Annotated in this window: 22 protein-coding genes; 12 read left to right on the top strand and 10 right to left on the bottom strand. The window is 48.6% G+C overall.

Annotated elements, in window-relative coordinates; translation table 11 throughout:
- Positions 1–12: 12 nt before the first annotated feature.
- From E6C60_RS14720 to E6C60_RS14710, 3 genes are all read left to right on the top strand, one after another.
- On the top strand, positions 13–942 hold the full coding sequence (locus tag E6C60_RS14720) for an ABC transporter permease (RefSeq protein ID WP_138226530.1): 930 nt from the start codon (positions 13–15) through the stop codon (positions 940–942).
- 17 nt (positions 943–959) lie between these two features.
- Positions 960–1907 carry a carbohydrate ABC transporter permease gene (locus E6C60_RS14715; RefSeq protein WP_138226529.1) on the top strand — a complete coding sequence of 316 codons (948 nt, stop codon included), beginning with the start codon at positions 960–962 and terminating at the stop codon, positions 1905–1907.
- A gap of 137 nt (positions 1908–2044) precedes the next feature.
- Complete coding sequence (locus tag E6C60_RS14710; protein WP_138226528.1) at positions 2045–3568, top strand: ABC transporter substrate-binding protein; 1524 nt, start codon at positions 2045–2047, stop codon at positions 3566–3568.
- Between the two features lie 49 nt (positions 3569–3617).
- Here E6C60_RS14710 and E6C60_RS14705 read toward each other — a convergent pair whose 3' ends face one another.
- On the bottom strand, positions 3618–4457 hold the full coding sequence (locus E6C60_RS14705) for a hypothetical protein (protein ID WP_138226527.1): 840 nt from the start codon (positions 4455–4457) through the stop codon (positions 3618–3620).
- A gap of 792 nt (positions 4458–5249) precedes the next feature.
- Here E6C60_RS14705 and E6C60_RS14700 point away from each other — a divergent pair.
- Positions 5250–8453 carry an amidase family protein gene (locus E6C60_RS14700; RefSeq protein WP_233281021.1) on the top strand — a complete coding sequence of 1068 codons (3204 nt, stop codon included), beginning with the start codon at positions 5250–5252 and terminating at the stop codon, positions 8451–8453.
- Position 8454: 1 nt separating this feature from the next.
- Here E6C60_RS14700 and E6C60_RS21170 read toward each other — a convergent pair whose 3' ends face one another.
- Entirely contained in the window at positions 8455–8895 is a 441-nt protein-coding gene (locus E6C60_RS21170; RefSeq protein WP_138226526.1) for a hypothetical protein, read from the bottom strand.
- A gap of 223 nt (positions 8896–9118) precedes the next feature.
- Here E6C60_RS21170 and E6C60_RS14690 point away from each other — a divergent pair, with 223 nt between their 5' ends.
- Positions 9119–9775, top strand: coding sequence for a hypothetical protein (locus E6C60_RS14690; protein ID WP_233281020.1), 657 nt, complete (start codon positions 9119–9121; stop codon positions 9773–9775).
- 73 nt (positions 9776–9848) lie between these two features.
- Here the strand turns inward: E6C60_RS14690 and E6C60_RS14685 are convergent, their stop codons facing one another.
- The 6 genes from E6C60_RS14685 to E6C60_RS14660 form a co-directional block, all read right to left on the bottom strand.
- Positions 9849–10838, bottom strand: coding sequence for a right-handed parallel beta-helix repeat-containing protein (locus E6C60_RS14685; RefSeq protein ID WP_138226524.1), 990 nt, complete (start codon positions 10836–10838; stop codon positions 9849–9851).
- A gap of 335 nt (positions 10839–11173) precedes the next feature.
- Complete coding sequence (locus E6C60_RS14680) at positions 11174–11281, bottom strand: putative holin-like toxin (protein ID WP_138226523.1); 108 nt, start codon at positions 11279–11281, stop codon at positions 11174–11176.
- A gap of 458 nt (positions 11282–11739) precedes the next feature.
- On the bottom strand, positions 11740–12357 hold the full coding sequence (locus E6C60_RS14675; protein ID WP_217496338.1) for a hypothetical protein: 618 nt from the start codon (positions 12355–12357) through the stop codon (positions 11740–11742).
- On the bottom strand, positions 12302–13111 hold the full coding sequence (locus tag E6C60_RS14670) for a helix-turn-helix domain-containing protein (protein ID WP_138226521.1): 810 nt from the start codon (positions 13109–13111) through the stop codon (positions 12302–12304). Before E6C60_RS14670 ends, E6C60_RS14675 begins: the two co-directional genes overlap by 56 nt.
- A 98-nt stretch (positions 13112–13209) precedes the next feature.
- On the bottom strand, positions 13210–14742 hold the full coding sequence (locus E6C60_RS14665) for a hypothetical protein (RefSeq protein WP_138226520.1): 1533 nt from the start codon (positions 14740–14742) through the stop codon (positions 13210–13212).
- A gap of 341 nt (positions 14743–15083) precedes the next feature.
- Positions 15084–16277 carry an ISL3 family transposase gene (locus tag E6C60_RS14660; protein ID WP_233281019.1) on the bottom strand — a complete coding sequence of 398 codons (1194 nt, stop codon included), beginning with the start codon at positions 16275–16277 and terminating at the stop codon, positions 15084–15086.
- Between the two features lie 40 nt (positions 16278–16317).
- On the opposite strand from E6C60_RS14660, the gene E6C60_RS14655 reads away from it, so the two are divergent.
- From E6C60_RS14655 to E6C60_RS14635, 5 genes are all read left to right on the top strand, one after another.
- Positions 16318–17904 (top strand): transposase, encoded by a 1587-nt coding sequence (locus E6C60_RS14655; protein ID WP_233281250.1) that lies wholly within the window; start codon positions 16318–16320, stop codon positions 17902–17904.
- An 84-nt stretch (positions 17905–17988) separates the two neighbouring features.
- Positions 17989–18171, top strand: coding sequence for a hypothetical protein (locus E6C60_RS14650; RefSeq protein WP_138226517.1), 183 nt, complete (start codon positions 17989–17991; stop codon positions 18169–18171).
- 147 nt (positions 18172–18318) lie between these two features.
- The gene (locus tag E6C60_RS14645) at positions 18319–19254 is read left to right on the top strand and encodes an IS3 family transposase (protein WP_138226516.1); all 936 of its coding nucleotides are present in this window, start codon (positions 18319–18321) and stop codon (positions 19252–19254) included.
- 1140 nt (positions 19255–20394) lie between these two features.
- Positions 20395–20712 (top strand): helix-turn-helix domain-containing protein, encoded by a 318-nt coding sequence (locus E6C60_RS14640; RefSeq protein ID WP_138226515.1) that lies wholly within the window; start codon positions 20395–20397, stop codon positions 20710–20712.
- On the top strand, positions 20687–21652 hold the full coding sequence (locus E6C60_RS14635) for a reverse transcriptase family protein (protein ID WP_138226514.1): 966 nt from the start codon (positions 20687–20689) through the stop codon (positions 21650–21652). The genes E6C60_RS14640 and E6C60_RS14635 overlap by 26 nt, the downstream gene beginning before the upstream one ends.
- Positions 21653–22015: 363 nt before the next feature.
- On the opposite strand, the gene E6C60_RS14630 is transcribed toward E6C60_RS14635, so the two are convergent.
- Complete coding sequence (locus tag E6C60_RS14630; protein ID WP_138226513.1) at positions 22016–22852, bottom strand: sulfurtransferase; 837 nt, start codon at positions 22850–22852, stop codon at positions 22016–22018.
- Positions 22853–22892: 40 nt separating this feature from the next.
- Complete coding sequence (locus tag E6C60_RS21385; RefSeq protein WP_175415312.1) at positions 22893–23405, bottom strand: SEC-C metal-binding domain-containing protein; 513 nt, start codon at positions 23403–23405, stop codon at positions 22893–22895.
- Positions 23406–23719: 314 nt separating this feature from the next.
- Here E6C60_RS21385 and E6C60_RS14620 point away from each other — a divergent pair, with 314 nt between their 5' ends.
- Positions 23720–24046: a hypothetical protein gene (locus tag E6C60_RS14620; RefSeq protein ID WP_138226511.1), complete on the top strand. Its 327-nt coding sequence runs from the start codon at positions 23720–23722 to the stop codon at positions 24044–24046.
- 294 nt (positions 24047–24340) lie between these two features.
- Positions 24341–26155, top strand: coding sequence for a cache domain-containing sensor histidine kinase (locus E6C60_RS14615; protein ID WP_138226510.1), 1815 nt, complete (start codon positions 24341–24343; stop codon positions 26153–26155).
- Positions 26156–26158: the final 3 nt, after the last annotated feature.

Here is a 26158-nt window from a genome sequence, read left to right as displayed (position 1 = left end):
GGGGGACTGCCTATGTCGGCATTCATCAAGAAGATAATCCGCAACCGGTTTATGCTGCTGATGATTTTGCCAGGAACCATCTGGTTTTTGATTTTTGCGTACCTGCCGATGTTTGGCACCGTGTTGGCTTTTAAGGATTTCAGAATTAGTCCTGACGGATTTTTTGCCAGCGTTTTCAACAGCGAATGGGTCAGCTTCAAGAACTTTGAGTATCTGTTTACGACGAATGATGCGTACATCATTACGCGAAATACCATCCTGTACAATATGGCTTTTATCATTCTCGGTCTGGTGGTTGCGGTAGGGTTCGCGATGCTGCTGAATGAGCTGCTGAACAAGCGGCTGGCCAAGATCTATCAGACCGGCATGTTTCTTCCGCATTTTCTCTCCTGGATTATTATCAGCTACTTCGCATTCACCTTTTTGAGTGTGGATAAGGGGACGCTGAACCAGATCATTACCTTTTTCGGAGGGGATCCGGTCAGCTGGTATTCCGAAGGAAAGTATTGGCCGTACATCCTCGTTTTCGTCGGGATCTGGAAGGGCGTCGGGTATAACAGTGTGATCTATCTGGCGGCGATCACGGGAATTGATAAATCCTATTATGAGGCCGCTGTCATTGACGGGGCGAGCAAATGGAAGCAGGCGCGCTACATTACCCTGCCGCTGCTGAAGCCGTTGATGATTATCCTGACCATCCTGGCTATTGGCGGAATTTTCCGCTCGGACTTTGGTCTGTTCTATCAGCTGCCGAAGGATTCCGGTGCATTGTACCCGGTTACGAACGTTATTGACACCTTTGTATACAGAGGCCTGGTCAATATGGGAGACATCGGGATGAGCACCGCTGCAGGGCTGTATCAGTCGATGGTTGGTCTGGTCCTGATCCTGCTGTCCAATTACATTGTCCGGAAAATTGAAAAAGACCACGCTCTTTTCTAAGCATGGAGGTGAACAAGATGCCGCAGTACCCAACAGCCGGACATGATCCGGCGCCGCAAGCCCGGAGTAAAAGAGACTATAATGCGATCTCGCCATTTTGGAATGTGATCTTCAATATTATTATTGGGGTGTTCGCCTTCTCTTGTATTTTCCCGTTCTTGTTTGTTATTATGATCTCTTTGACAGATGAGCAGACACTGGCCATGGAGGGCTTCAGCCTGTGGCCCAGCCAGTTCAGCACCGCGGCGTACTCGTATATTTTTCAAACCGGGGGAGAATTGCTGTCCTCCTTCAGTCTGACGCTGCTCATTACGGTGCTGGGCACGCTGATTAACCTGACGCTGGTCACAACCTACGCTTATGCGTTGTCGCGCCGCAGCTTTGAATTCCGGGGATTTTTCAGCTTCGTTGCGTTCTTCACCATGCTGTTCTCAGGTGGAATGGTTCCCGGCTACATCGTCATGACCCAGTTCCTGCACCTGCAAAATACGATCTGGTCTCTGATTCTTCCGCTCTCACTCAGCGCTTTCTCAATCATTGTGATGCGGACATTTTTCCAGACGACGGTGCCGGATGAAATTATCGAATCTGCCCGTATTGACGGAGCCGGCGAATTTACGACCTTTGTGCGGATTGTGCTTCCGGTCTCGCTGCCGGGCATTGCAACAATTGGCTTGTTCAGCTCGCTAGGCTACTGGAATGACTGGTTTAATGCGCTGCTGTACTACAACGATCCGCAAAAAACACCGCCGCTGCAATATCTGCTGATGCAGATTGAGAAAAACATGGATTTTCTGACGCAGAATGCCCAGAATCTCGGCTCATTCGATGCGGCAGCCGGAATCCCGACGGAAACGGTTCGTATGGCGATGGTGGTGCTGGCTACACTGCCGATTATTATGGCGTATCCGTTCTTCCAGCGGTATTTTGTCCAGGGCCTAACCGTAGGCTCCGTGAAAGGATAACAGACAAGGTAAGATTGACCCCGTGAACAAAATACGTTCTTAGATGAAGAGGCAGGTGCTCCTGCTTCTTTCGGGAACGGGTTGTAAGCGGTATCAATAGATAGCAAGCTCATTAAATACCTTAAGGGGGCAAACACATGTTTAAGAAAAAGCTTTCACTATTATCGCTATCCCTCATCATGGTGCTGTCGGTGTTCCTGGCCGCATGCGGCAGCAAGGACAGCGGTACCGGAGCGGCTGGCACTTCATCCGAGGGCGCAGCTGTACAGAGCGATGGCACGGTAGATTCATCCAAGCTGGAGCCCGTTAAGCTGAAAATGTTCATGATCGGACCGAACCAAAAGGACTTACCGCTGGTGCAGGAAGAGATCAATAAATATTTGACGGAGAAGATCAATGCGACGCTGGAGCTGAGCATGATTGACTGGGGCGATTACAGCCAAAGAATGCAGGTAATCACCAGCTCCGGTGAAAACTACGATATTGCATTCACCAGCTCCTGGGCATTTGATTACTTGCCGAATGCAGCAAAGGGGGCCTTCAAGCCGCTGAATGAGCTGCTGGAGCAGTACGGTCAAGGTATCATTGACGTGCTGGATCCTCGCTTCCTGGAAGGAACGAAGGTCAACGGCGTGAACTACGGAATCCCTGCGAACAAAGAACTGGCACAGCAATTTGTATGGCGTTTTAACAAGAAATATTTGGACAAATACAATCTGGACATTTCCAACGTGACCACACTTGAAGATCTGGAGCCGCTGCTGAAGACGATTAAAGAGAACGAGCCGGCAGATGTTACGCCATTAGCGGTGGCGAAGGGCTTCAAGCCATACATGCCATTTGATTTCGTGCTGGGTGATGAAATTCCAATCGGGATGTACATCGACACCAAGGATTTCAAATTCGTTAACATCCTGGAGTCCCCGGAGCTGAAGAGCGCTCTGGATACGATGCGCAAATACTACAAGGCAGGATATGTTCGGGAGGATATTGCTACCCTGGACGGCATTGACAATATGAAGACAGGCAAATGGCTCGTAGACCGTGAAATTACACAGCCTTATGCGGAGCTCGGCTGGTCCCGCAGTGCTGGCTACGACATTGTCACGCGTCCAATGCAGGATCCGATCATTTACACAGGCTCTGCAGCAGGCTCTATGATGGCGATCTCCTCGTACTCCAAAAATCCGGAGCGGGCCATGATGTTCCTGAACCTGCTGAACACCGATGAAAAGCTTCGCAACATGATCCAATACGGCATTGAAGACACGCATTACACGAAGCTGGATGCGCCATATATCGAGGATCTGCCAGCGATGAAGGACAACTACTCCATGCCTGGATTTGCCTTGGGTAACATGTACCTGACTTATCTGCATGAAGGTGAGCCGGCAGACAAGTGGGAAGCGTTCGATGAGTTTAACAGCTCGGCTACTACCGCACCCACCTTCGGCTTTAACTTTGATACGTCTCCTGTAAAAACCGAGGTAGCTGCCATTTCCAACGTGTCAAAAGAATTTATTTCGGCTCTGTACACGGGCTCTGTGGACGCAGCGGTATACTTGCCAAAGGCACAGCAGAAATTCAAAGACGCTGGCATGGACAGAGTCATTGCTGAAGCCCAGAAGCAATTCGATGAGTGGAAAGCTAACAATCAGTAAGGCGGATGAAACATGAGGGAGTACAGCGATTCTGCTGTACTCCCTTTGTTTAGTGGCGTGGATGCACGCCGCACGAACGTGAAGAACTGGACTCGATGCGGACGTATGCTGTTTTGGCGCAGAACGAATGCGAAAAACCAAACTCGATGCAGCCGCAAGTCGCCTTGGCGCCAAACGAGTGCGAAAAGCCGAGCTCGTTGCGTCCGCAAGCCGCCCCCACGCCAAACGAGTGCGAAAAACCGAACTCGTTGCGCTCGCAAGCTGTCTTGGCGCCAAACGAACACCATAAATCGAACACGATGCGTCCGCAAGCCGCCCTCGCGCCAAACGAGTGCGAAAAACCGAACTCGATGCGCTCGCAAGCCGCCTTGGCGCCAAACGAGTGCGAAAAACCGAACTCGTTGCGCTCGCAAGTCGCCCCCGCGCCAAACGAGTGCGAAAAACCGAACTCGATGCGCTCGCAAGCCGCCCCCGCGCCAAATGAACACCATAAATCGAACTCGTTGCGCCCGCAAGCCGCCCCCGTGCCAAACGAGTGCGAAAAACCGAACTCGATGCGCTCGAATGCTGCCCCCGCGCCAAACGAGTGCAAAAAACCGAACACGATGCGCTCGCAATTCGCCTTGGCGCCAAATGAACACCAAAAACCGAACACGATGCGCTCGCAAGCCGCCCTCGCGCCTAACGAACACCAAAAACCGAACTCGATGCGCTCGCAAGTCGCCCTCGCGCCAAACGAGTGCGAAAAACCGAACACGATGCGCTCGCAAGTCGCCCTCGCGCCAAACGAGTGCGAAAAACCGAACACGATGCGCTCGCAAGCCGCCCCCGCGCCAAACGAGTGCGAAAAACCGAACTCGTTGCGCTCGCAAGCCGCCCCCGCGCCCAACGAACGCGAAAAACCGAACTCGATGCGCCCGCCAGCCGCCCCCGCGCCAAACGAACATTAAAAACCGAACACGATGCGTCCGCAAGTCGCCCTCGCGCCAAATGAACACCATAAATCGAACTCGTTGCGCTCGCAAGTCGCCCCCGCGCCTAACGAACACCAAAAACCGAACTCGTTGCGCCCGCACGCTGCCCCGCGCCAAACGAGTGCGGAAAACCGATCTCGTTGCGCTCGCAAGTCGCCCTCGCGCCAAACGAGTGCGAAAAACCGAACTCGATGCGCTCGCAAGCCGCCCCCGCGCCAAACGAGTGCGAAAAACCGAACTCGTTGCGCTCGCAAGCCGCCCTCGCGCCTAACGAACACCAAAAACCGAACTCGATGCGCTCGCAAGCCGCCTTTGCGCCAAACGAGTGCGAAAAACCGAACTCGATGCGCTCGCAAGCCGCCCCCGCGCCTAACGAACATCAAAAACCGAACTCGATGCGCTCGCATGCTGCCCCCGCGCCAAATGAACACCAAAAACCGAACTCGTTGCGCCGATTTGGCGATTCATGATCAACATAATAAATCACATAGTAATAACGCTATATGTCATATTTAGTTATCTTAAACTCTCTATAGAGTTACTAAATCCGCTCTAAAATCTACTAAACTCCTACTAATCCTCTCGATATCACCTATATCTGATATTTATATGTTATAAAATATAACATCAATTTAGTAAATTACTTGACGTATGCAAATTATTGGTGATAGAATCACTTCAAAACCGCTAGAAGGAGTTGGAGGACCATGTTTAACATCCAGAATACGTCAGTGTCCGAGAAGAAACAGTCCGCTAAAGATCCGTTAGACCCCAGAAGGAGGAAGAGAAGCAAGAGCAAGAAGTCAGCTTTTGCCGCAACTCTAGCACTCAGTATGGTTTTTGCAGGAGTTGTACCGTTCAACAGCGTCAATGCGTTAACTAAGGTTACATCAACAAGCGGTACAGAGTGGGAGGTTCACGATTCCTACGCACCTAACCTTGACACAGGCAGCATTCGCAGAGCGGTCAATACGCCGATTCAGGGCTTCGGCAATATTTTTGTTCAGGTTTCGACTTCACCGGAGCCTCGGATGAATGGTCAAATGATGAGAGGCTTTGGGCTGGTATATGACGGTGAGGATGAATTTGCAACAACTCAAGCGGTAAATCTGGGGGATGTACATATTACACGTGATATTTACTTCAACAGTGCAAACAACCGTGTGCGTTATTTTGATACTTTTACGAATACAACAAGCTCTCCGGTAACCGTTGATGTCTCGTTCGGGGGCTCGCTGGGTTATGGAACGGGCAACTACCAAGGCGTGGTGAAAATGACTTCCAGTGGAGATGCGTCCATCGAATCCGATGATGCATGGGCTTTAATTGCAAATTCCAGGTCATCTGATCGACCGATTGGCGTAGTCCTGGGATCCGCCGCTCCGTTTGCAGGAGCACTGCAGGGGACGGGGAATCAGCAGCAGGATCCGTTTACGGTTCCTTTGGCCACATACGGCAATGATTCCAACTTCTACGGCTTCATCCACAGCTTGACGATCGAGCCCGGCGAGACTCAGTCGCTTGCACGATTTGTCGTGGCAGGGGAGACGGGAACAGACGGGTTAACTCAAGCTGCGGATTCACTGAATCAACTGGTGATGAATCCGGATCTGACTGAGTTGACCGCTGAAGAGGTATGTACCATCAGTAACTGGGACCTGTCGAGCTTGGACCAGTTTGATGCTTCAGCCTGTGCAGCGCCTACACGACTAAACATTCCTGCCGCGCCGGCCTCAGCACCGCTGGTGACAACCTCCAACTACGATGTGTTCAACAAAAGCATTGTTCAAATGCAGCGAGACATGGAACTTGGCGTCACCACCTCGGAGGCTATAACTCGTGCATATCTAGACCGCATTGCGGCCTATGACATGGGTCAGCTCGGCTTCCATTCCTTCCTCCATGTGTCGGAAACGGCAATTCAGCAGGCCATTGAAGCAGATCAGGCTCGCCGTGGGGGTCAGCGGGGAGGACTGCTAGGCATACCGATTGCGATCAAGGACATTTATGACACGAAGGATATGCCGACTACCGGCGGGTCCAGAGCACTGGAAGGCTGGCAGCCAAGCTCTGATGCCTATCAGGTTCAAAAGCTGAGAGAAGCGGGAGCTGTAATCATTGGTAAGACGAATACATCCGAATTTGCAAATAGTGGCAGCTTTAGTGAAAGCGGCTGGATGCAAACCTGGAATGCACTTTATCCTTCCAAAACCTCATTCGGTTCTAGCGGTGGTTCTGCAGTAGCTGTCGGAGCAGGTTTTGCAGCCGCTGCAATGGGCACACAAACTGGCGTTTCCTTGTACGCGCCTACGGTTGGAGCAAGCTTGACCACATTCCGCGGGACAGATGGAATGGCAAGCGTGAGTGGCGTGATGCCGCTGACTTGGGGACAGGATTATGCAGGTCCGATGGCCCGTACAGTTACAGATCTTGCTTATTTGCTTAATGCCACAACAGGCACGGATCCCTCAGATATACTGACTGTAGAAGCAGATGCCAAAAGACCGGCAGACTGGACTGCAGCCCTGAATACCAATGCCCTTCAAGGGAAACGAATTGGCTATATTCCATCATCGTTTAACTCTTCTTTTGCAGATGATGGCACAGGTCAGGCAATCATAGATCAATTCAAGCATTTGGAAGATGCAGGAGCTATTATGGTTGAGATGGCCACCCCACCTGGAGGAGGGGAAAAAACTGAGGGCAATCCAGGTGCAGAAGGCTGGGCAAGGTACCTAGAGCCTCATGCCAACTTCCCTTATGCTTCAGCGAATGAACTGCTCGCTTCCGAGAAAGTACTGCTGTATAACCAAAGAGCCAACCAAAATAGAACTCGAATGTCAGAGGAAGAAGTACAGAAATATATTGATTACAGAACGAACTACAAAAATATTATCGCAGGCTGGATGGACGAATATGAAGTAGACAGTGTGGTTTACGCCGGTTTTATTAGCGATATGTACAACAATGATGCTCAAGCGGCGCAGTTGAGTTCTGACCGAGGAACCGGAGTGTTGACCTCTAGCGTCGGTTTGCCGACGGTAGTAGTTCCTGTAGGCACAAGTCCTAATGGATACTCCATCTCCATGCAGCTGGTTGGTAAAGCATGGGATGATGCGAATGTGCTCGCTATGGGATATGCGCTGGAGCAGCAAAGCATGGCTCAAAGTGTAACCACGTTTGCCCCTGCTTTGAGCTACGTGCCGCCAACGACAACACCAGGAAATGGCGGAGATGAGACGCCAACCACGCCACCAGGAAACGGTAGTGGCGGTGACGCACCAACTACACCGGCACCGACTACACCACCTGTAAATGGAGGTGGTACGGAGACTCCGACAACTCCGGAATTACCAGGAGGAGAACCAGAAGTGCCGGTTACGCCGACACCGGAGCTGAAAACTTTTGCAGACACACAAGGACACTGGGCAAACAGCAGCATTCAGTTCCTGATCCAAAGAGGGCTGATCTCCGGCTATCCGGATGAAACTTTCCGGCCAAACCTCAGCATTACCCGTGCCGAAGCATTAAAAGTGTTGGTTATGGAGCTGGGACTGAATCAGCAAGGGGGCAGCTTTAAGGACGTGCCGAGCACTCACTGGGCCGCCGGTTATATCGGTGCAGCTCAGCAAGCTGGCCTGATGACGGGGTATACAGACGGCAAATTCCGTCCGAATGATCAATTGAACCGTGCAGAAATGGCGGCGTTGGTAGTTAGAGCCTTCCAGCTTGGCGGTAATAGTTCGACGTCCTTCCCGGACGTACAAGCCGACTCCTGGTCAGCTGGTTACATTCATGCACTTTCTGCCAACAACATTGTAACAGGCTACACAGACGGCACCTTCCGCCCTACAAAAGCAATTACTAGAGCCGAATTTGCCACCATGGTCACTAGAGTCTTACAGCGCTAACCTATGTAACCGGTACTTGGAGCTTTCCAGGTGCCGGTTTTTGGTGTGTTGTAATCGACGCTGTGGGCGGATGCGGAGCAAACGAACGCGAAAAACTGAGCTCGTTGCAGCCACAGGCTGCGCACGCGCCCAACGAACGCGAAAAACCGAACTGGATGCGCCCGCAGGCCGCCCCCGCGCCAAACGAACGCGAAAAACCGAACTGGATGCGCCCGCAGGCCGCCCCTGCGCCGAACGAACGCGAAAAACCGAACTGGATGCGCCCGTAGGCCGCCCCTGCGCCGAACGAACGCGAAAAACCGAACTGGATGCGCCCGCAAGCCGCCCCCGCGCCAAACGAGTACGAAAAACTGAACACGATGCGTCCGCAAGCCGCCCCCGCGCCCAACGAACGCGAAAAACCGAGCTCGTTGCAGCCACAGACACCACGTCGTGGATTCAAAAAAATAATACCCATTTACAAGTTGGCTCAGTTGTATTAAGCTCTAAATACGCTAATGTTAATTCATGTGTGATGGATGCTGCGAGCATAGATACAACGAGGCAAAGCATGCCCCGTCTTTTTTCTCGAGAGAGAGAAAGGGCGGGGCTTTTTACATGTTTATGGGCATAACCAATAAAGCGAGGGATGAAGTGTGGGATATGAGGCGGAGCATGATGAGTGGTTGAACGATCATCTCAAACGTAGAAAGGGGGAGCGGCTAGACGCCCTAAAAAGAGGGCATGGCTACGGGAATCGTCTGTTTGTCGAACGGGTTTGGTGGCCGCTTGCGGGGCATTTTGACGGACTTCATCCCGAGTATGAGGTTCGGGACTGGCGCGGCAGGTCCTATTATGTAGATCTGTTATGGGAAATTGGCGGCTCGCGAATTGCTATAGAGATCATGGACTACGGATCACACGGCACGGATTGTACAAAATATAGAATGGATTTAAATCGTGGACTGTTTCTTCAATCTCAAGACTGCACGGTGCTTTATGTCTCGCTGGATCAGTTAAAGGAAGATGCATCGTTTTTGCAGACAACCCTTCGAGCGATTTTGTTTCCCTACCTGTTTGCTTGGCAGCCCGCCAAAGCATTGCCAGAGCAACGGATGTATTCCAAAATAGAGCGCGATCTCATGCGAGCAGCCATTCGTCACGACCGGGTGCTTCGTCCGTACGTTGCCGCGAGAGAACTGGAGCTGCACACCACCACCGTGATCAAATATTGCAAATTGCTGGTGGATAAAGGTAGATTGAGATCATTAGGCAAAGGGATATCCGGGAGGGTAACCTCCTATGAATATATCGGTGTGATTCAGCATCCGGATCTCGTTTAAGCCTCAACCCACACAGCAAAATCATTAAAAAACCCCCTCAACGGCAATTTCTTGCAGAAGAGAGGGAGGGGGATTAGTTGACGCTTCCCTTATACATGTTGCCGGAAGGGCTGCGGGTATTGTTTGAAGCTGTTGCGGTAGCGCCGGTGTCAGTATTGACCACGTAAGGTGTAGCATTATCCAGATACAAGGTGTTCCCGGTGAAGCTCGCATTTTGTCCCCATCCGCTGACGCGCTCGTGCACCTGGAAGGCGTCTACAATCTTGCTGTTGCCGTTTCGGTAGCCGACGTTATTTTTGATAACATCATTATTGCCCTTTACATCAATAAAGCTGTCTGCATAATTGGCACCGGCGATGCCTGTCCCGTTAAAAGTACAGTTCTCAACCGTAGTTCCAGAAGATCCTTCCTTGATATCAACATGCTCAGCCCGGACATTAGGCCCGAAAGTAACGGATGAAATCCGGTTGTTTTTCGTTTCTTTAATGTAGCTGCCCCACTTGCCAACGTCCGAACCGACATAAACGCCTTCACCATACTCAGGGTTCAGCTTTCCGGTATCGGATACAGTCGAATTCTTAATGGTATTATTAGAGCTGCCGTCCCGGTAATGCACGCCTTCCTCGCCAATGCTGTACACATCCACATATTCCATCCAGGTGTAGTTGGCATGATCGAGCATGATGCCTTTTTTGGCATTGGTCACCTTCACATTGCGGATATCGTAATGATCTCCGGTAATATACAGCGCATAACCGCTGGAGGTCGTGCCGCCGTTAAGGATGGGTTTGTTGGTGGAGCTGGCGCCTTTAATGGTGATTTTGGCAGAGGCTGTGCCGTTCTTCGCGGCGACGAAGTTACCTGTAAACGTGACTCCTGCAGCAAGAGTGATCACATCGCCAGGCTGTGCATTCGCAAGGGCTGAGGTGAGGCATGATGCCGTACTGCATGTGACCGATGCGGCCTGAGAGACCGTTGGAGCGGTAAACAAGGTGAGCGAGAGCATCACTGCATAGAGTACAGACTTTCGTAATGGGGGTAAAGCGCGTTGAAGATTAAACATGACATCACTTCCCTTTCTGAGTAAAATAATGTGGTGCGGTTACCCAATCCGTGAATGCAACCCTCCTAATCCTCTTGAATTAAAGCGCTTACAATTATGAATTATAAGGAATACGTTCGTTACTTCTTGTATAAATTTTATGTCTTCTTGTTCATTTTCTATATGGGGGACCCAATTTCCCATCTCCTTATTGCACGTATAAACAGAGGTCGTTATAATAAAACTAAAGAAGGAGCCGTGCGCGAACACGACTCCTTGGCACGATAGACCGCTTCAAAGGCGGTCGGCTTCGGTGAAACGATCAGTAATAGACCGCTACCTTGCAGGGGGGCGGTCTATTTCTTTTGGTTCAATGCAGTGACAATGGCGACGACCAGCGTAAGCAGCGCTACAATGAGCGCACCAAAACTAATCATCAATGTCAGTGCATCCTTAACCTCCATGAGCATCCCTCCCTTCTATAGAGAGGTAGCCGACCACCCTTGCAAGTCGTTCCACATGCCTAGTTAATTATAGCATAATATGTAAGAGTAGGAACGTGTATTTGTATCTAAATCTTTGACAAATGTAGAAGCTAACATTAGCTCAAGCTATTATGGAAGATCGGTAGCTGGTCATACTGAATGAGTGGAATCACGGGGCTGGCCCCATCATGGTTCCGGTAACAAGCACAAAGAAGTACAACGCCACATGAGCGATGTACTTCGAAATCAATGCTACATTCCAGCTTACGCTTCAAACTATTCCTCTCCCGTAGCCACCGCATTCCCCTCATAGCTAATCCAGTCGCTCCAGCTGTCGATTCTGCCCTGAAATTGTTTAAGGCAGAATGCCTTGCTGCTACAAGAATCATTAAAAAACGGTTAAGCTTTTGCTCAACCGCTTCACGTTTCCGTATTATTTATTCATCATCGTCTTCCACTCCAGCGGCAAGTTCGTTGAGAGTGTCGTTCAACTTGGATAGCTGCTCGAGCAGGAAGTATCGCTCCAGCCCATCCCGGTTTTTTTCCATCTCCCGAATGAAATCTTCAACCTTATCCATTGGCAAATCCAGCCGCTTACTCATATAATTCTCCACAATTTCAAAAGAGGAATTATGTCTGTAGAAGGAATTTAAGATGAACCGGATAACGGCATACGCCCGCTTACATTCTTCCGGTTGGTCCGTCGTGTACTCCTGAATCAACCTCTTGGGGGTGATATACTTTCGGTCTACATATACGTCCGTAATGACGGTTCGGATGAACCTTCGGTATTCAGACACCTCCAGACTACGCAGATAGCTTGCATCCTTGTAGGGCTTCAAAAGGATACCAGTCATTTCTAACAACTTGTTGAGAAACAGTCGTTCCTGAAAACCCTCTTTCTCCAATTCCTCTGCTAACTCCAAGGAATTTTTATGTTTAGAGCGAGACTCCAGATCTGACAAAACCGTCCGGAGTGGCTCCAGAATATCTGGAAACTTACTCTCTACATAGTTCAAAATCGATTCTTTGCCAGAACCGATCTTCGCAATCACTAGCTCTTGAAGCGGCATTTCCAATGATCTGAACCATTGGTTTACCTTTTCCATGCATTCTTGGTTTGACATAATTCCTTCCCTCCCCTCCCCATGTATTCATTAACACGACTGAGTCTTGATAAGTTCCTTGCTCCCTGAAATACGACTTTTCCTCTTCATACAACATCATCTGCTCTGGTCGGATTACCTCGTGCGCATTGTCATCTTCGGCTATTATCTCCACTTTTTTTCGCTGTTGACGCTGCTGTTCTTCATCCAACTTACGGGCTACATTCTCACCGATCGGCGTCAAGGAGTACCATCGTTCTTTGCCGGAGGGTCTGACGAATACAAAATCTAGCTTGCGTAACTTGGCCAATACATTGCTAGTATGATTAGGCTCCATATAGAATAGTTTGGATAATTCGGAATTGGTCATTTCCTTGTGTTGGTGAAGACTGCTGATAAAAGCTTGCTCCTTCGGCGCCAACACGGAAGCATCGCTCATAAGTCGATGATCCGCTGTAATCCCCCAGATTACCTCAGTCAACGCGGAGATTCTCCCCAGACGGAAGTTCAGTAGATCCTTATGATTCAATTCTTGAACAAGCTCTAGCAAGCTCTCCCGAATCTCCACCAACCGATCATAATCGCGGGCGTTCACATAATGGCAAATATAATCTTGTACTGTCGTTAACCTTCTATCCAATAGGGGATTATCCGCTGATAAATCCGTATTCAAATCACGCAGTGCATGCTCCAGTAACTTCACTTTCCAACACCCCCACTTCACTATTATTACATGTTACCCTTTATTCATTACACCGATACTTCACTTCTCCTTTATTCTATGCAATAAATTACGTTTTATCAACCGTTTCTGTACATTTCACCGACATCGATGATAAAATCCCGTCTCTCATCAGTATAGACCTTATTTGGTAACGGGAAGTACACTACAACAGTATGACTTTTGCCGGTAAGCTGAAGCCCCAGTGGGTTATTACATACAACAGTCACCGCTTGGTTGCACTTGCCCAACCGCTTCATTTTCTCCTCAAAGTGGCTTCCTCCAGGGTTACCAGTCATGGCCATTACGAACACCAATGCAACATGGTAATCCTTTAAAATTTGCTCCACCTGATCCACGATGGCATCCACACAGATAAGTACCGCCACAAGCCCCATAGGTGTCTCTATCAATTGAAGGGTCCTGTGCGTATAATCAATTTGTTCCACACCTTTGCTTTTTAAGTATGGCTTCAGGGATTCGCAGCAAGGCTCTTTAGCGGTGAATTCAAACCGATTCATCTTGTAGACGCCTACCAACTTACGCCCATTTTTAGACCATACCTGCGAGTAATTGTAGACCCTTCCAGGTTCATGTCCATCTCCTAGTTCTTCTCCGGAGACATGGAAACTTCCAGGCATCACTAACCCGTCCGCTTTGCCGGAAGAGAATAGTTGTCCTATTTGGTCTTGTAACCCAAAGGGCGTCGTTAGTTCTGGCAGCATTATAAAATGGGGCATCCGCTCCGCAAGAGCTTGAACTGCCTGCAGTACAGATTCCCGGTAGGACTCCCGCTGAACCTCTTTAAAATGAAACAGAGTCTCTCCGTGGCCGCGGTCTTCCGAATGCCAATCATACTCATCGAAGCTCTCCAGTAGCCCAGGAAAAAAACCGAACCGGACATGGTCCCAATCCTTAGTTAAATTGACCATCTGGATGTGCTGGGCGTCACTCACGGAAACCGGCTTGACCTTGTAGCTATCTGACGTTCGGGGAATGAGAAACACCGAGCTAATATCATTCCGCAAGTCCAAGTAGTTGGGATCGGTTAATGATTTATGCGTCTGTTCCTGCACATGAAGACCTAAGGTGTTTCGATATTTTTTTATTAACCGGCCCCGACTGACCTCATAAGGAAAAAGTCCTTGCGTGGCTGTAGAGCGGTAATCCATGTAACCCAAAAATAAATCCAGACGCCTCACCCATACATAAAGCAGCAGTAAAAGCTGCTCCCGCGTTGAAGCATCCTGGAAATCCCCCTGGATCAAGCTTAATGACTCTGGATGGAAATCTTCGACTGAAATATAGGCGTATTCTGTCAGATGCCTTATCCACTTGCGCTCCACGCTTGACTCACACTCAACCCGACGCTTTCGCAAGTCCTCCTGAAAGTTCAATGCAGTTCCAAGAATGTGCAGATTGGCCTCCATTATGCTATAGAAGTGGGCATATAGCTCCAACAACGAATCGAATGTCTCCTGAGTATCCGATTTACAAATTTCTTCATCTTTATGCAATCCTCGGATTCTACAGGAAAGATCTTCGAAGTTCATCACTTCAAGATTTCTATGGAATAAACACTTCTTGAATTGGTCTAACGTTACCTTCATCACTATCGCTCCGCTCCCAAACCATTCCTTACTGCTTCCAGCAGCACTTCTAAATTTTATCTTCGACAATGATCATCAAAATCCTCTAAATCTACCAAATGGAATCAACAAGAAAAATTCTATATTGGGATATTAATTCTAGTCATCTTTTAAAGAAACCTGCTAAATACCTAAGCTTTAACTTATACTACTTTTAAGTATTAAGTTGAACCGTAACTGACAAATAAAATTAGGCTCTTCGCTGGATTGAGTGGCTAACACCGAATTCTGTAGATTCATAGGATCGCTTAGATCTGAGAGTTTCTTTAAAATCTGGTATAAAGGGAAAGAGGGAACTGACGAGTTCAGCTCCTTCGTGCAGCGAGGGCTGGAAGTCGTGTTTTGTTAGCAGTCATGTAAACCATAGCAATCAAATTATTCACGTTTCGGTATCCGCGAGCTTTGCGTTTAGAAGCTTGAACAAGTCCATTAATACCCTCAAGCAATCCGTTTGTCATCTTACTATGAAACCATCGAAGTATGCCTTCTTCATGCGTTTTAATGGTTTTAGCAAGTTTCATCATGGGCTCCAGTTGAGATCGTCTCGCCCAGCCGACCCATTCACGAAGATACACATCAGCAAGTAGATGAGGCGTCGTCCATAAGTCCTGCATCGCGAGCTTTAAGCGATATGCTCTGCCCGTCTTCAAGTTGCTGTCTTTGAGACTTTGCAGTTCTTCCTTCTGCTCCGTCTTTAGATTGGCTTCATTCTTTAACCAGAGATACTTTGTTTTCTTGAGTTGCGGAGCTTCTTTTTGTTCCGATTTACGCACATCGTCAACGGCTTCATTGACCAACTTCATCACATGAAATTTATCGAAAGTCAATGCTGCTGTGGGAAACTGCTCTTCAATCCCGCTTATAAAAGAGACCGACATGTCGCTGCAAAACTCCTGTATCTGCGCGGGTTCTACGCCTTGATCCAGCAAATGGTTGTGAAAGCGTACAAGGGTAACTTTCCCTTTGCCTTCCGTCGCGTACAGCACTAACTTGGTATCGACATCTACAAACAACGTAATATAACGATGGCCACGGCGTGCAGAAGTCTCATCCACGGCAACTCGCTTCACTTTCGACAAATCCAATGCTGTCATCGCTGTATTCACGTAGTAACGAAAGATCCGCCACATGCGGGTATCATGCTCTCGAAGCTCACGGGCGGCAGCATTCACAGGCATTTCTGCCATGAGACGCATGGCCCAGGCTTCAAAATACAGCGTAAAGTGTGACTTCGGACGTGACCATGCAACAGGGAGAAGCAATATTTTACCGCAATTCGCGCACTCTGTTCTTGGTACTCTGGCATGGATATAGGTTTTCCAATTCCAGAAATCAAGATGCCGCCAATGTTTCTGGGCAGTATCATGAACCTTGCTTGATGCCCCGCAGTTGGGACAAGCGAACTCAGCGCCTTTCTCGAAATCGACAAACAAATGCCAGGCTTCATCCTGATCATCATATTCAATGTGCGTGAGTTCCCATGGTTTCTCAAGCGCCATTGCAACTCGAAACATTTCGTATCTCGAAAATCAATGGATCATGCCAGGCGATTTCTTTCTCCCTTTCGGAGGGAAACTGAACGAAGAAAATCGCTGGGTTCAGTTGGCGCGGTTGGTGCCTTGGGTGGAAGCCGAGAAAAAGTACGGACAGTTTTTCAAAGACACGCTCCGCGGTCAACAAACGATCCGTTTGCGGATGGGGCTTGGTGCATTAATCATTCAAGAGCGTATGCAGTTGACGGACAGAGAAACCCTGGAATCGATTCGTGAAAATCCCTATATGCAATACTTCATCGGTCTGCCCGGATTCGCGATGAAGCAGCCGTTCCATCATTCCATGATGACGCATTTCCGAAAGCGCTTGACGGAAGTGCTGGCTGAACTGAACGAGCTCGTCGCCTCCACGGGCGCGAAGGAAACAAAAGACGATGAAGACAGCAATGACGCAAGCGGCGGTGCTCAAGGAAAAGTAAAGCGCTCGAAGAAGGAAGTCCTTGCCGTTCAAGCCGAACAGCAGACGATGTTTGTGGAGGCGGCGGATGAATCGTCAAAAGCAGGACCACCCCAGACGGCCGCAATGCCAGAGAGTCCTGAAGCGACAACGTTTGTTTCTGAAGCGCATCTGGTATCGACAGCATCAGAAGCGACAGCTTTGCAAAATCAAGGGACCATGCTGGTAGATGCCACTTGCGCGCCAGCGGATGTATCATATCCCACAGATCTGAACCTGCTGAATGAAGCGCGGGAGAAGCTCGAAGCGATCATCGATACGTTGCATGAACCGTTCATCGGACAAACGGCGAAACCACGTACGTACCGGGAAAAGGCGCGCAAACCATTTCTTGCCGTCTCCAAGCAACGAAGGCCGGGACCAAAAGTGATTCGCAAAGCCATCAGACTTCAACTCGGTTACGTTGGACGGAACCTTGCCATCATCGCCGAACAAGCCGAGGTGCAGGAGCTCACGCTGCTTAGCCGCAAAGCCTACCGAGACTTGCTGGTCATTCATGAACTTTACCGTCAGCAGTTACACATGTACAATGCACGTTCTCACCAGATGGAAGATCGGATCGTCAGCATTCATCAGCCGCATATCCGGCCGATTGTACGAGGGAAAGCCAAGGCACGCGTCGAGTTCGGAGCCAAGATCGCAGTAAGCATGACCAAAGGCTATGCGTTCCTGGATCGGTTGTCCTGGGATAACTTCAACGAGAGCACGACGCTTATTGACGTGATCGAGAAGTACCGCAAGCGTATGGGATTCTATCCGGCTGTCGTCCAAGCCGATCAAATCTATCGCACGCGCGAAAACCGGAGCTTCTGCAAGCAACATGGAATCCGACTCCGTGGACCAGCATTGGGGCGCAAGCCGAAAAATGGACCGACAAGCGAAGAAAAGCAAGTTCTCAAACAGGACACCGGCGAACGAAACGCGATTGAAGGCAAGTTTGGAGAAGGCAAGCGCAAGTATGGACTTGGCTGTATTCGCGCACGCCTTGCAAAGACAAGTGAATCGGTGATTACGCTACAGCTTCTGGTGATGAACTTGGAACGTAGGCTCCGCGTTCTTTTTTTCCTCATTTTCACGATGCAGTCTCGTGGACGCCTAGCTCTGAAGGCTGGATAAAGAATCGTTCAGCAAGCCCTATTTAGACTTGGACAGTACACCCCTTACATAGATACAATGAAATCAAGTGGAGGGGAACGAGAGATGAAAAAGAAACAATACGACTTAAACTTCAAGAAAATGGTGGTAGCCAAGGGAAAAGAGATTGGTAATATGACGGCGGTAGCTCGTCAACATGAGCTCGATCCTAAGATGGTTCTCAGATGGGCCAGAGAGCTAACCGTAAGGATCTGGGGATCTGGATCAGTTAGACGGGAACAGTGTTAAGCAAGCGAAATTCATTCCTACTGCTGAAGATTATGCACAGTTGGAATAAGAAAATGAAAAACTGAAGAAGCTCTTTGCGGAGCAAGCCTTAGAGAGGGATATTCTCAAAGACCTACTAAAAAAAACGAACCCGCACTTGCGGATAAAATAGAGATTGCCCAGAAATACATTGGACAAGGGCATAACATCAACTTTGTACTGCGTGTATTAGAGGTCGAACGTTCTACGTATTATGCACATGTGAATAGAATCCAGCAAGAAGCCAAATCGATCCACAGGGTCGGTCGCCCCGCACCTGGTTACTCATACACACAAGACGGCAAGCACGTTAGCGATGAACAGATCAGTGAATGGATTACGGAGTTCTTGGCAGGAGAAGGCGCAGCGTATGGTTATCGTAAGCTTACGGTGCTTCTTCGAAGACGCTACAAGCTGAGGATTAACAAAAAGAAAGTATACCGCCTTTGCAAGCTCATGGATGTACTTCGCCCACAGCGCAAAATCATCCTCAAATACCCCAAGCGACTTGCGAACAATCGCGTAATAACCGCCTCAAATCAGTTGTGGGAAGTCGATATTAAATATGGATGGATTCATGGAGAGCAGCGATTTTTCTTTCTACTTATGAGTATCATAGATGTGTTTGATCGTGCCATTGTCACCTATCATATCGGACTGACCTGTGAGGCCAAGCATCTCGTTCAAATCACGCAAGAAGCGCTTATGAAGCGCCAGCTCTTTGATCAAGCAGATAAACCTGTCATACGTTCCGATAAGGGTCCGCAGTTTATCAGCAACCGGTTTGCAGAGGTCTGTACGGAGTTTGGTATGGTCCACGAGCGTATTCCACCTAAAACGCCGAACAAAAATGCTCACATCGAGTCCTATCATGCCATCATCGAACTAGAATGCTATCGTCGCAATGAATTCGATACCTATCCGCAGGCTTATGAAATGGTTATTCAGTTTATTCAAGATTACAACCAAATTCGTCTACATGGCAGCATCTACGACTTCTCTCCATATGAATATATGAAGGCGGTCAAGGATGGGACAGTAAAACCAAAGCAAGTTAAAGTCTAACGCGGCTCAAAGTGCGCATTTATGAGTAAATGGAAGAGTTTTAAAGCAATACTTTGGTCTAGATCGAATAAGAGGTGCAGTGTCCATAATAAGGGTGTTTAACCGCAATCACTGTCTTACAATCATACACACGGGGGAGTAAGGGCATATTATTCAAGAGCCTAATACGAAAGCCATCATCCGGACAATAAAACTGACTTGGATCACAATCAATGCACTTAGCGAGAAAAATCCTCATTGCGCAGGACAAACTCGCTGCTGGTGCCAGGTCAGTTACACCGATCATGTTTTGGTTATATTAGCCAAACTCGGTTGCCCTGTAAGCACCTACTACTTTGAAACACTTTGGCTAGACTTGCTTCGCAAGTCAGAGCTTCCTACAATTCGGTTTCATGATCTCCGCCATACACATGCCAGTTTGCTGCTCCAACAGAAGCGTACATCCAAAGGTTGAATCGGAGTGATTGGGACATTCAAGTGTTGTTATCACTTTGGATCGCTACAGCCATACGTACGGGATAGACTAATAGACTACAAAGTCGGTGAAGAAACAGATCCTTGTAGAAGTACCATGATTATACTAATTCGCTATTTGCGAACTATTGACTTTAATCGTGAACAATAGTATTCTACTAATACAGCGAGTCGTTGACTATTTTTAATAGAGTCAACAGGTCATTTCCCACCAACTGGAGTGTTTACACTCGAGGAATACTTTTAAAGTATTCTACCAAAATAGGGCAGGCGTGTGGTGACACCCGTTCTTCCCCACCGCGCGCTGGGAGCTGCGCGCGGTGCAGAATGAATTAGGTAGGCGTCCTGTGTGCACCATCTTCTTTTTAGGGAGAGAACTAAGCCAAAAATCTTCTTAGTTCTTAAAAGGAGAATGCACATGTGCAAAAAATCGTTGTTCACGCAGGACATCCCGAAGGTACTTAAAGTTTTTAAAAGAGTTCTCTCAAAGATACGTGCTTTTATGCGCCGTAAAACATTCCGCTTTGTTATGAAGGCGTTGGAACTCATTCTTGTTTTACTCAAGATTGCGCACATTATCCTTGAATTCTTTAAGAAATGATAAGTACTGGCGTGCGGGAAGCCTACCTAATTTACTTTAGTTTCACCCGAAAGGATGTAATAAAAATGATTGGAGAAGTGCTCAAACGGACGCGAACAATATATGGATACAACGCAACTGAGATGAGTCTAAAATTGGGTATTTCCAAAAGTTATTTATCTGAAATTGAAAATAATAAAAAACAACCTTCTCTTGAAATACTTCAAAAATATTCAGATATTTATGGAATAAAACTTTCTTCTCTCATACTCTTAAGTGAAGATTATAATGATGCATCAAAAACCAGTAATTCTCAAGAATTTGTCAAAAAACTTATGATGCGTTTTATTAACTTTATGTCTAAAGAGAGGGATGACGATGACACAAATAAGGAAGAAACATGAACTTGACCAATGTGCTTTATACAAATGTAAAAGTAAACGAAAGTTAGCATATTATTTAAAGATTGATTATGAAAAACTGAAAACCATCTCTAACATCACCCTATATCATTCATTCTCTCTACAAAAAAACGATGGTGATCCAAGATTAATAACAGCACCAAAAGCGGAACTTAAAAAGCTTCAAAAAAGAATTCTTAGGCTCCTAGAAAAAGTAAAGCGTCCTGACTATCTCATCTCTGGAGAAAAAGGAAAAAGTTATTTAAATAACGCCTTGACCCACCAACACTCCGATTACTTTCTAACAATCGATATTCGAAAGTTTTATGATAACTGCAAAAGAGAGTATGTATACAATTTTTTCATAAAAATGCTACAGACCTCAAAAGATGTTGCTTGTATACTAACTGATATTATCACTTTCGATAACAAAATCCCCACTGGTTGCCCCACTAGCCAAATGCTTGCCTATTACGCCTATTTTGATATGTTTACGGAACTCAAAGAAATTTCCCAACGATTTAACTCTATATTTACTTTGTATGTAGATGATATGACTTTTTCCAGCAAAACATCCTTTAATCCAAAAGCATTAGCTAATGAAGTCGATATTGTGTTAAGAAAATATGGTCACAGACCAAAATATAAAAAAGTTAAATATTTTTCCAAAGAAGACTTCAAGTTAGTTACAGGTGTAGTCATAACAAAAGAACACGCATTAACTGTTCCTAACAGGCTTCGAGAAAAAATATATACAGGATCTATGGCTGAGAAAGAAAGATTATATACATACAATCCGCGTGAAATAAGTAAGAGGATAAAAAAGCTTCGATCTATAAAAGGACAAGTTCAAGCAGCCAAAAACATTCAGAAAACCATATTCCCTGAAATTGATCGATTGATTGACGATAAATTGCTAGATATATCTTCTCATACACGTTGATGGGCATTTGTTGATTTCATGTTAGATTAATATCTTAACCGTTTGAAATGCTGACTTTTCAAGTTTGACTCTGCGCAAAATTAAGGGCCGGCCACAGCACTCTCAAGAGGAAGGCTGATCGGCCTTCTTTGTGTGCGTACAGCGTCAAGGATCTTGGTGCACGTTGGGGTTGTACGATGTATCGAGCAAAGCCGAGCAGAAGGTTGGTCCGCGCCGGGTCCGAAGACAGCGCGCAAACGTTTACAGAGCGCGAGAGTTGACTCCGTGTTGGCTCAAGAGCCTCTGAGCCCAGCACAAAGAAGTACATCGTCACATGAGCGATGTACTTCGAAATCAATGCTACATTCCAGCTTACGCTTCAAACTATTCCTCTCCCGTAGCCACCGTATTCCCCGCATAGCTAATCCAGTCGCTCCAGCTTCCCGGATACAGCTTCACGTGGGTGAAGCCGGATTCCAGGAGGGCCAGGACGTTGGGGCAGGCGGATACGCCGGAGCCGCAGTAGATGATAAGCTCCTGGTCCTTCGGGAGCTCCTGGAAGTGGTTGGACCACTCCTCCGGGCTCTTCCAGGAGCCCTGCTGCGTGAGCAGGTCTTTCCAGAAGTAGTTGACGGCTCCTGGAATGTGGCCGGCTGCTGCATCAATGGGCTCTTCCAGGCCGAGATAGCGGCTCGGCTCGCGGGAATCGATCAGGGTGGCGCTGCCGGTGAGGGAGGCCTTACGGACCTGCTCCACGTCAGCCACCATCTCACCCTGAAGCTCCACGTCATAGGTCGCCGGTATGACGACCGGCAGATCGGCCGTGACCGGGTACCCAGCCTGACTCCAGGCGGTAAAGCCTTCCTCCAGCACATAGGTCTGTTGATGACCTGTGAATCGCAGCATCCACCAAAGGCGGCTTGCGACCATGCCGTTCTGGTCATCGTAAATGACGACGCGGCTGTCACGACTTATTCCGGCCTGGCCGAATACCTTCGCCATGTGCTCCGCATCTGGCAGAGGGTGTCTGCCGCCGTGGTCTGTCACCGGAGCAGACAAATTCCTTTCCAGATCCAAATAAACGGCCCGTGGAATATGGGACTCCTCGTAAGCATGCCGGCCAGCATCGGCCTTCCCCAATGCAAATCGACAATCCACAATGACAAGATCCGGCTCATACAGCCGGGCAAGGAGCCATTGCTTCTTCACTCTGAAGCTCATTAGGAGCACCACCCTTCACTTTGATATGGAAGCATGTATGTTAACCCGCTTGTCCAAGCTGTCCCATGAATTGCTGCAGCTGAGTCGAGCATTTGGCAAGCGTTGTGGCCGCTACATCATGCTTGGCTGCGAGCTCATTCTGCGTTGCCGGGATATCGAGCGCCTTCGTGCACAGCTGGTCCAGCGCGGCCTTGAAGCCGCCCGCTTTGCGGAACTTCGGAGCTTCCTTGCGGCAAAAGCCGTTCCAGATGATCAGCGCGTTATAAAGATAGAACAGCTTCTCCGGCTCATTATATTCGTAATCGTGGAACAGCTGAGGGAACAATTCTTCAGCCAGCTCCCGATAGGAATTCTGGTCCCACTTCATCTGGCCGATCCGGGCTGTTAGCTCATCCAGGCTGGAAGGAGCGTTGAGCATGGCCAGCTTCTCTTCCTGTGAAGGTTCGACATGACGCCGGGGTCCACCTGAACGGCGATCTTTCTCCATACAGCATTTTTTATATTTTTTGCCGCTGCCGCAGTGACAGGCATCATTTCTACCTATCTTTTCCAAAAACATTCACTCCTCGGATTGGGGTTAAGAGTTAGTTAGTAAATCTATATGTCTATCATAAAAGATTATGCGAGGTTTGACCACATGTTTAAGGGAGCTGGCAGTAAAATATACCTACTTACGGGCTGAATCCTGTCACCCTTTTTCGCATAAATACCTGATTCCTCAAGGATTTTTTTGATAGAGGAGGGGAGAGAGGCGGAGGAATGCCAGGCCTAGGAAACTATGATAAAATGGTAGACATTGGTCGTTTGAGCATTCGCCACTGGTGAATTGAATACAATTGGATTGGAGCGGTGAAGATGGATTTCGAGATGAACAGCATACAAAAGAGCCTGCAGCAGATGCAAGCCCCGGATGCGGAGCAGCTGGAGCAAAGAGCGAAAGAGCTCGAAAGCAACCGGAGTGTGCCGATTGAGCAAATTCTGAATCCGGCCTTCATGGGCCGGCATACACGGTTTGCTTCTATTGAAGCCTTTTTCGAAGATGGAGGGTTTGTCGTCGAGAAGGATGAGGACTTTGAGGCTCTGCCGCAAACAGCGCTGGATCAGCATGCAAGGATGGTGACGCCGTTCGATTCCTTTCAGGAGATGGTGGACAAGGCCGTAGGAGAATACATCATGCGCAGCCTGGGCTTTTGAGCAGCGGGCTTTGCCGCTTGGCATAAAGCTTGTGATTTTTATAGATATTCGTGAAGATATTCATACCTCCCCTTCCTGGACACGCCTTATATTCAAGACATTATCCTCTTCAACGGCATCTCATTTCACCAGTGAAGCTAAGTGTTTAGCGCCTGACTGAAGCACTTGGCTTCTCTGGAAAAAGGTGCTCTTTTCCGTTTCTACTTCAGCCTTTACAATGGACATTATAAAGTGCTTCGCAACGGGCACCATGGGACAGATCGACAGGAAGGGGGCAGGGATGTGCGAGGCTTCATGTCTTCGGTGAGCCGTTATATCGGCAAATCGCTTTATCGCAAAATTTTACTGTCTTACCTGCTTATTGTCCTGTGTATCGTATTCGTACTCGTATTTGATTTCTACTTCCGGACCGCAGAGGACTTGAGGACCCAGGCCGTGGATCATCAGGTTCGCATGACACAGCAGGCCGCTTCGACGCTGAATGCCAATCTGACGAACGTCAAAAGCTTTGCCTGGAACTATTTCGGGGATTTTGACTTTCATCAGTTTGTGATGGGTATGGGGACCGATCCGGAAGGGCAAAGCTCGTATCGCGGCAAAATCTCCAACTTTGTGTACAATCATCCCATTGTGACCAATGTCGTGATCCTGCAGCAGGATGGCTTCTCTCTCCGGGTGGGTGGACTGGTATCGACGACCATTGCCCAGAATGAGATGCAGCGTCTGACTGACGCCGCGATAGAGGCGGAAGGCAAAGGGCTGTGGCTGCCTACCGATATGTACAATCCGAATACAGCAGGGGAGCCGCCGGGCTATACGCTGTCCTATGTGCAAGCGATCCGCAACATTTCCTTAACTTCCCCGGGCCGGGTCATCGGGGTGATGGTGTTCACGCTATCTCCGGAAGCGCTTGCGCAGTGGCTCAGTGAGAGTGAGTCGTCCGTAGGCAGCCGCACATATCTCGTGGATAAGCAGCAGGGGACTATTGTCTATTCGCGGGAGATGGAGGAGCGCGGCGCAGTGATTGTGCCGGCGGAGGAAATCGCGCTGCAGCAAGGCCAGCTGAAGGGACACTATTTCAGAGAGCAGAACTCCGGCGGCCAGCTGATTGTCTTTGAGAATCTGGGCCAGACGGGCTGGGCGGTCGTCTCGGAAATTCCGTCCCGGCAGCTGACGCTGTCCATTGATGATTTTACGACGAGGACGATCTGGATCGGGGCCTTTACGCTGCTCATCTCTATGCTGCTGGCGGGATTCATATCCTCTCGCACGATTAATCCGCTCAAGCTGCTCAGCAAGGGAATGAAATCCATCGAGAAGGGAAATTACTCCGTGGAGCTTCCGGTTCGTACCGAGGACGAGGTTGGATATTTAAGCGCTTCCTTTAACCGGATGACCCGGGAAATTAATCGCTTGATCAGCAAGGTGTACGAGGCTGAAATTGTGAAAAAGAATGCGGAGATCAAATCGCTGCAATCTCAGATCAACCCTCATTTTTTGTACAACACCTTGGGTGTCATTGACAGCATTGCCTCCATGCAGGGAGATGACCGGGTTTCCTTTATTAGCAGGTCGCTCGCCAAGATGTTTCGCTATAACATCAGCGGGGATGATATTTCAAGCCTGGATGCCGAATTCGAGCAGATTCGACTGTACCTGGCCATTCAGAAGATCCGCTTTGACCACCGCCTGGATTATTCCATCTATCTGGAGCCCGGTCTGGAGCAGGTGCCGATCCCGAAGCTGCTGTTTCAGCCGCTGGTGGAAAACAGTGTGAATCATGGCATCAGCCGCAGCCTGGAAGGGGGCATCGTCCGTCTGGAAGCTATTTCCGGCGAAGAGGACGAGGTGCAGGTAAAAATATGGAACAATGGTCTTCCCATTGACGCCGAGCGGCAGGAGTGGCTGAGCGGTCTTTTGCAGGACGCCAGCCAGGAGGATGGCGGGGCACCAAGAGGTGCCTCCTCCTCCATAGGTTTAAGCAATGTGCAGTCCCGCATTCAGATGCTGTACGGTCGTCAATGCGGCATTACGTTTAGCAGTGATGCGGAATACGGGACAACGTTTACCTTGAGGATCAAGACCTGTTTGCCGGATCAGGAGGGATGAGAG

The organism is Paenibacillus algicola (genome assembly GCF_005577435.1).
Taxonomy (GTDB): Bacteria; Bacillota; Bacilli; order Paenibacillales; family Paenibacillaceae; genus Paenibacillus_AQ; species Paenibacillus_AQ algicola.
Note: the sequence above shows the minus strand (reverse complement) of the source record. Positions and strands in the feature narration are given on the sequence as shown.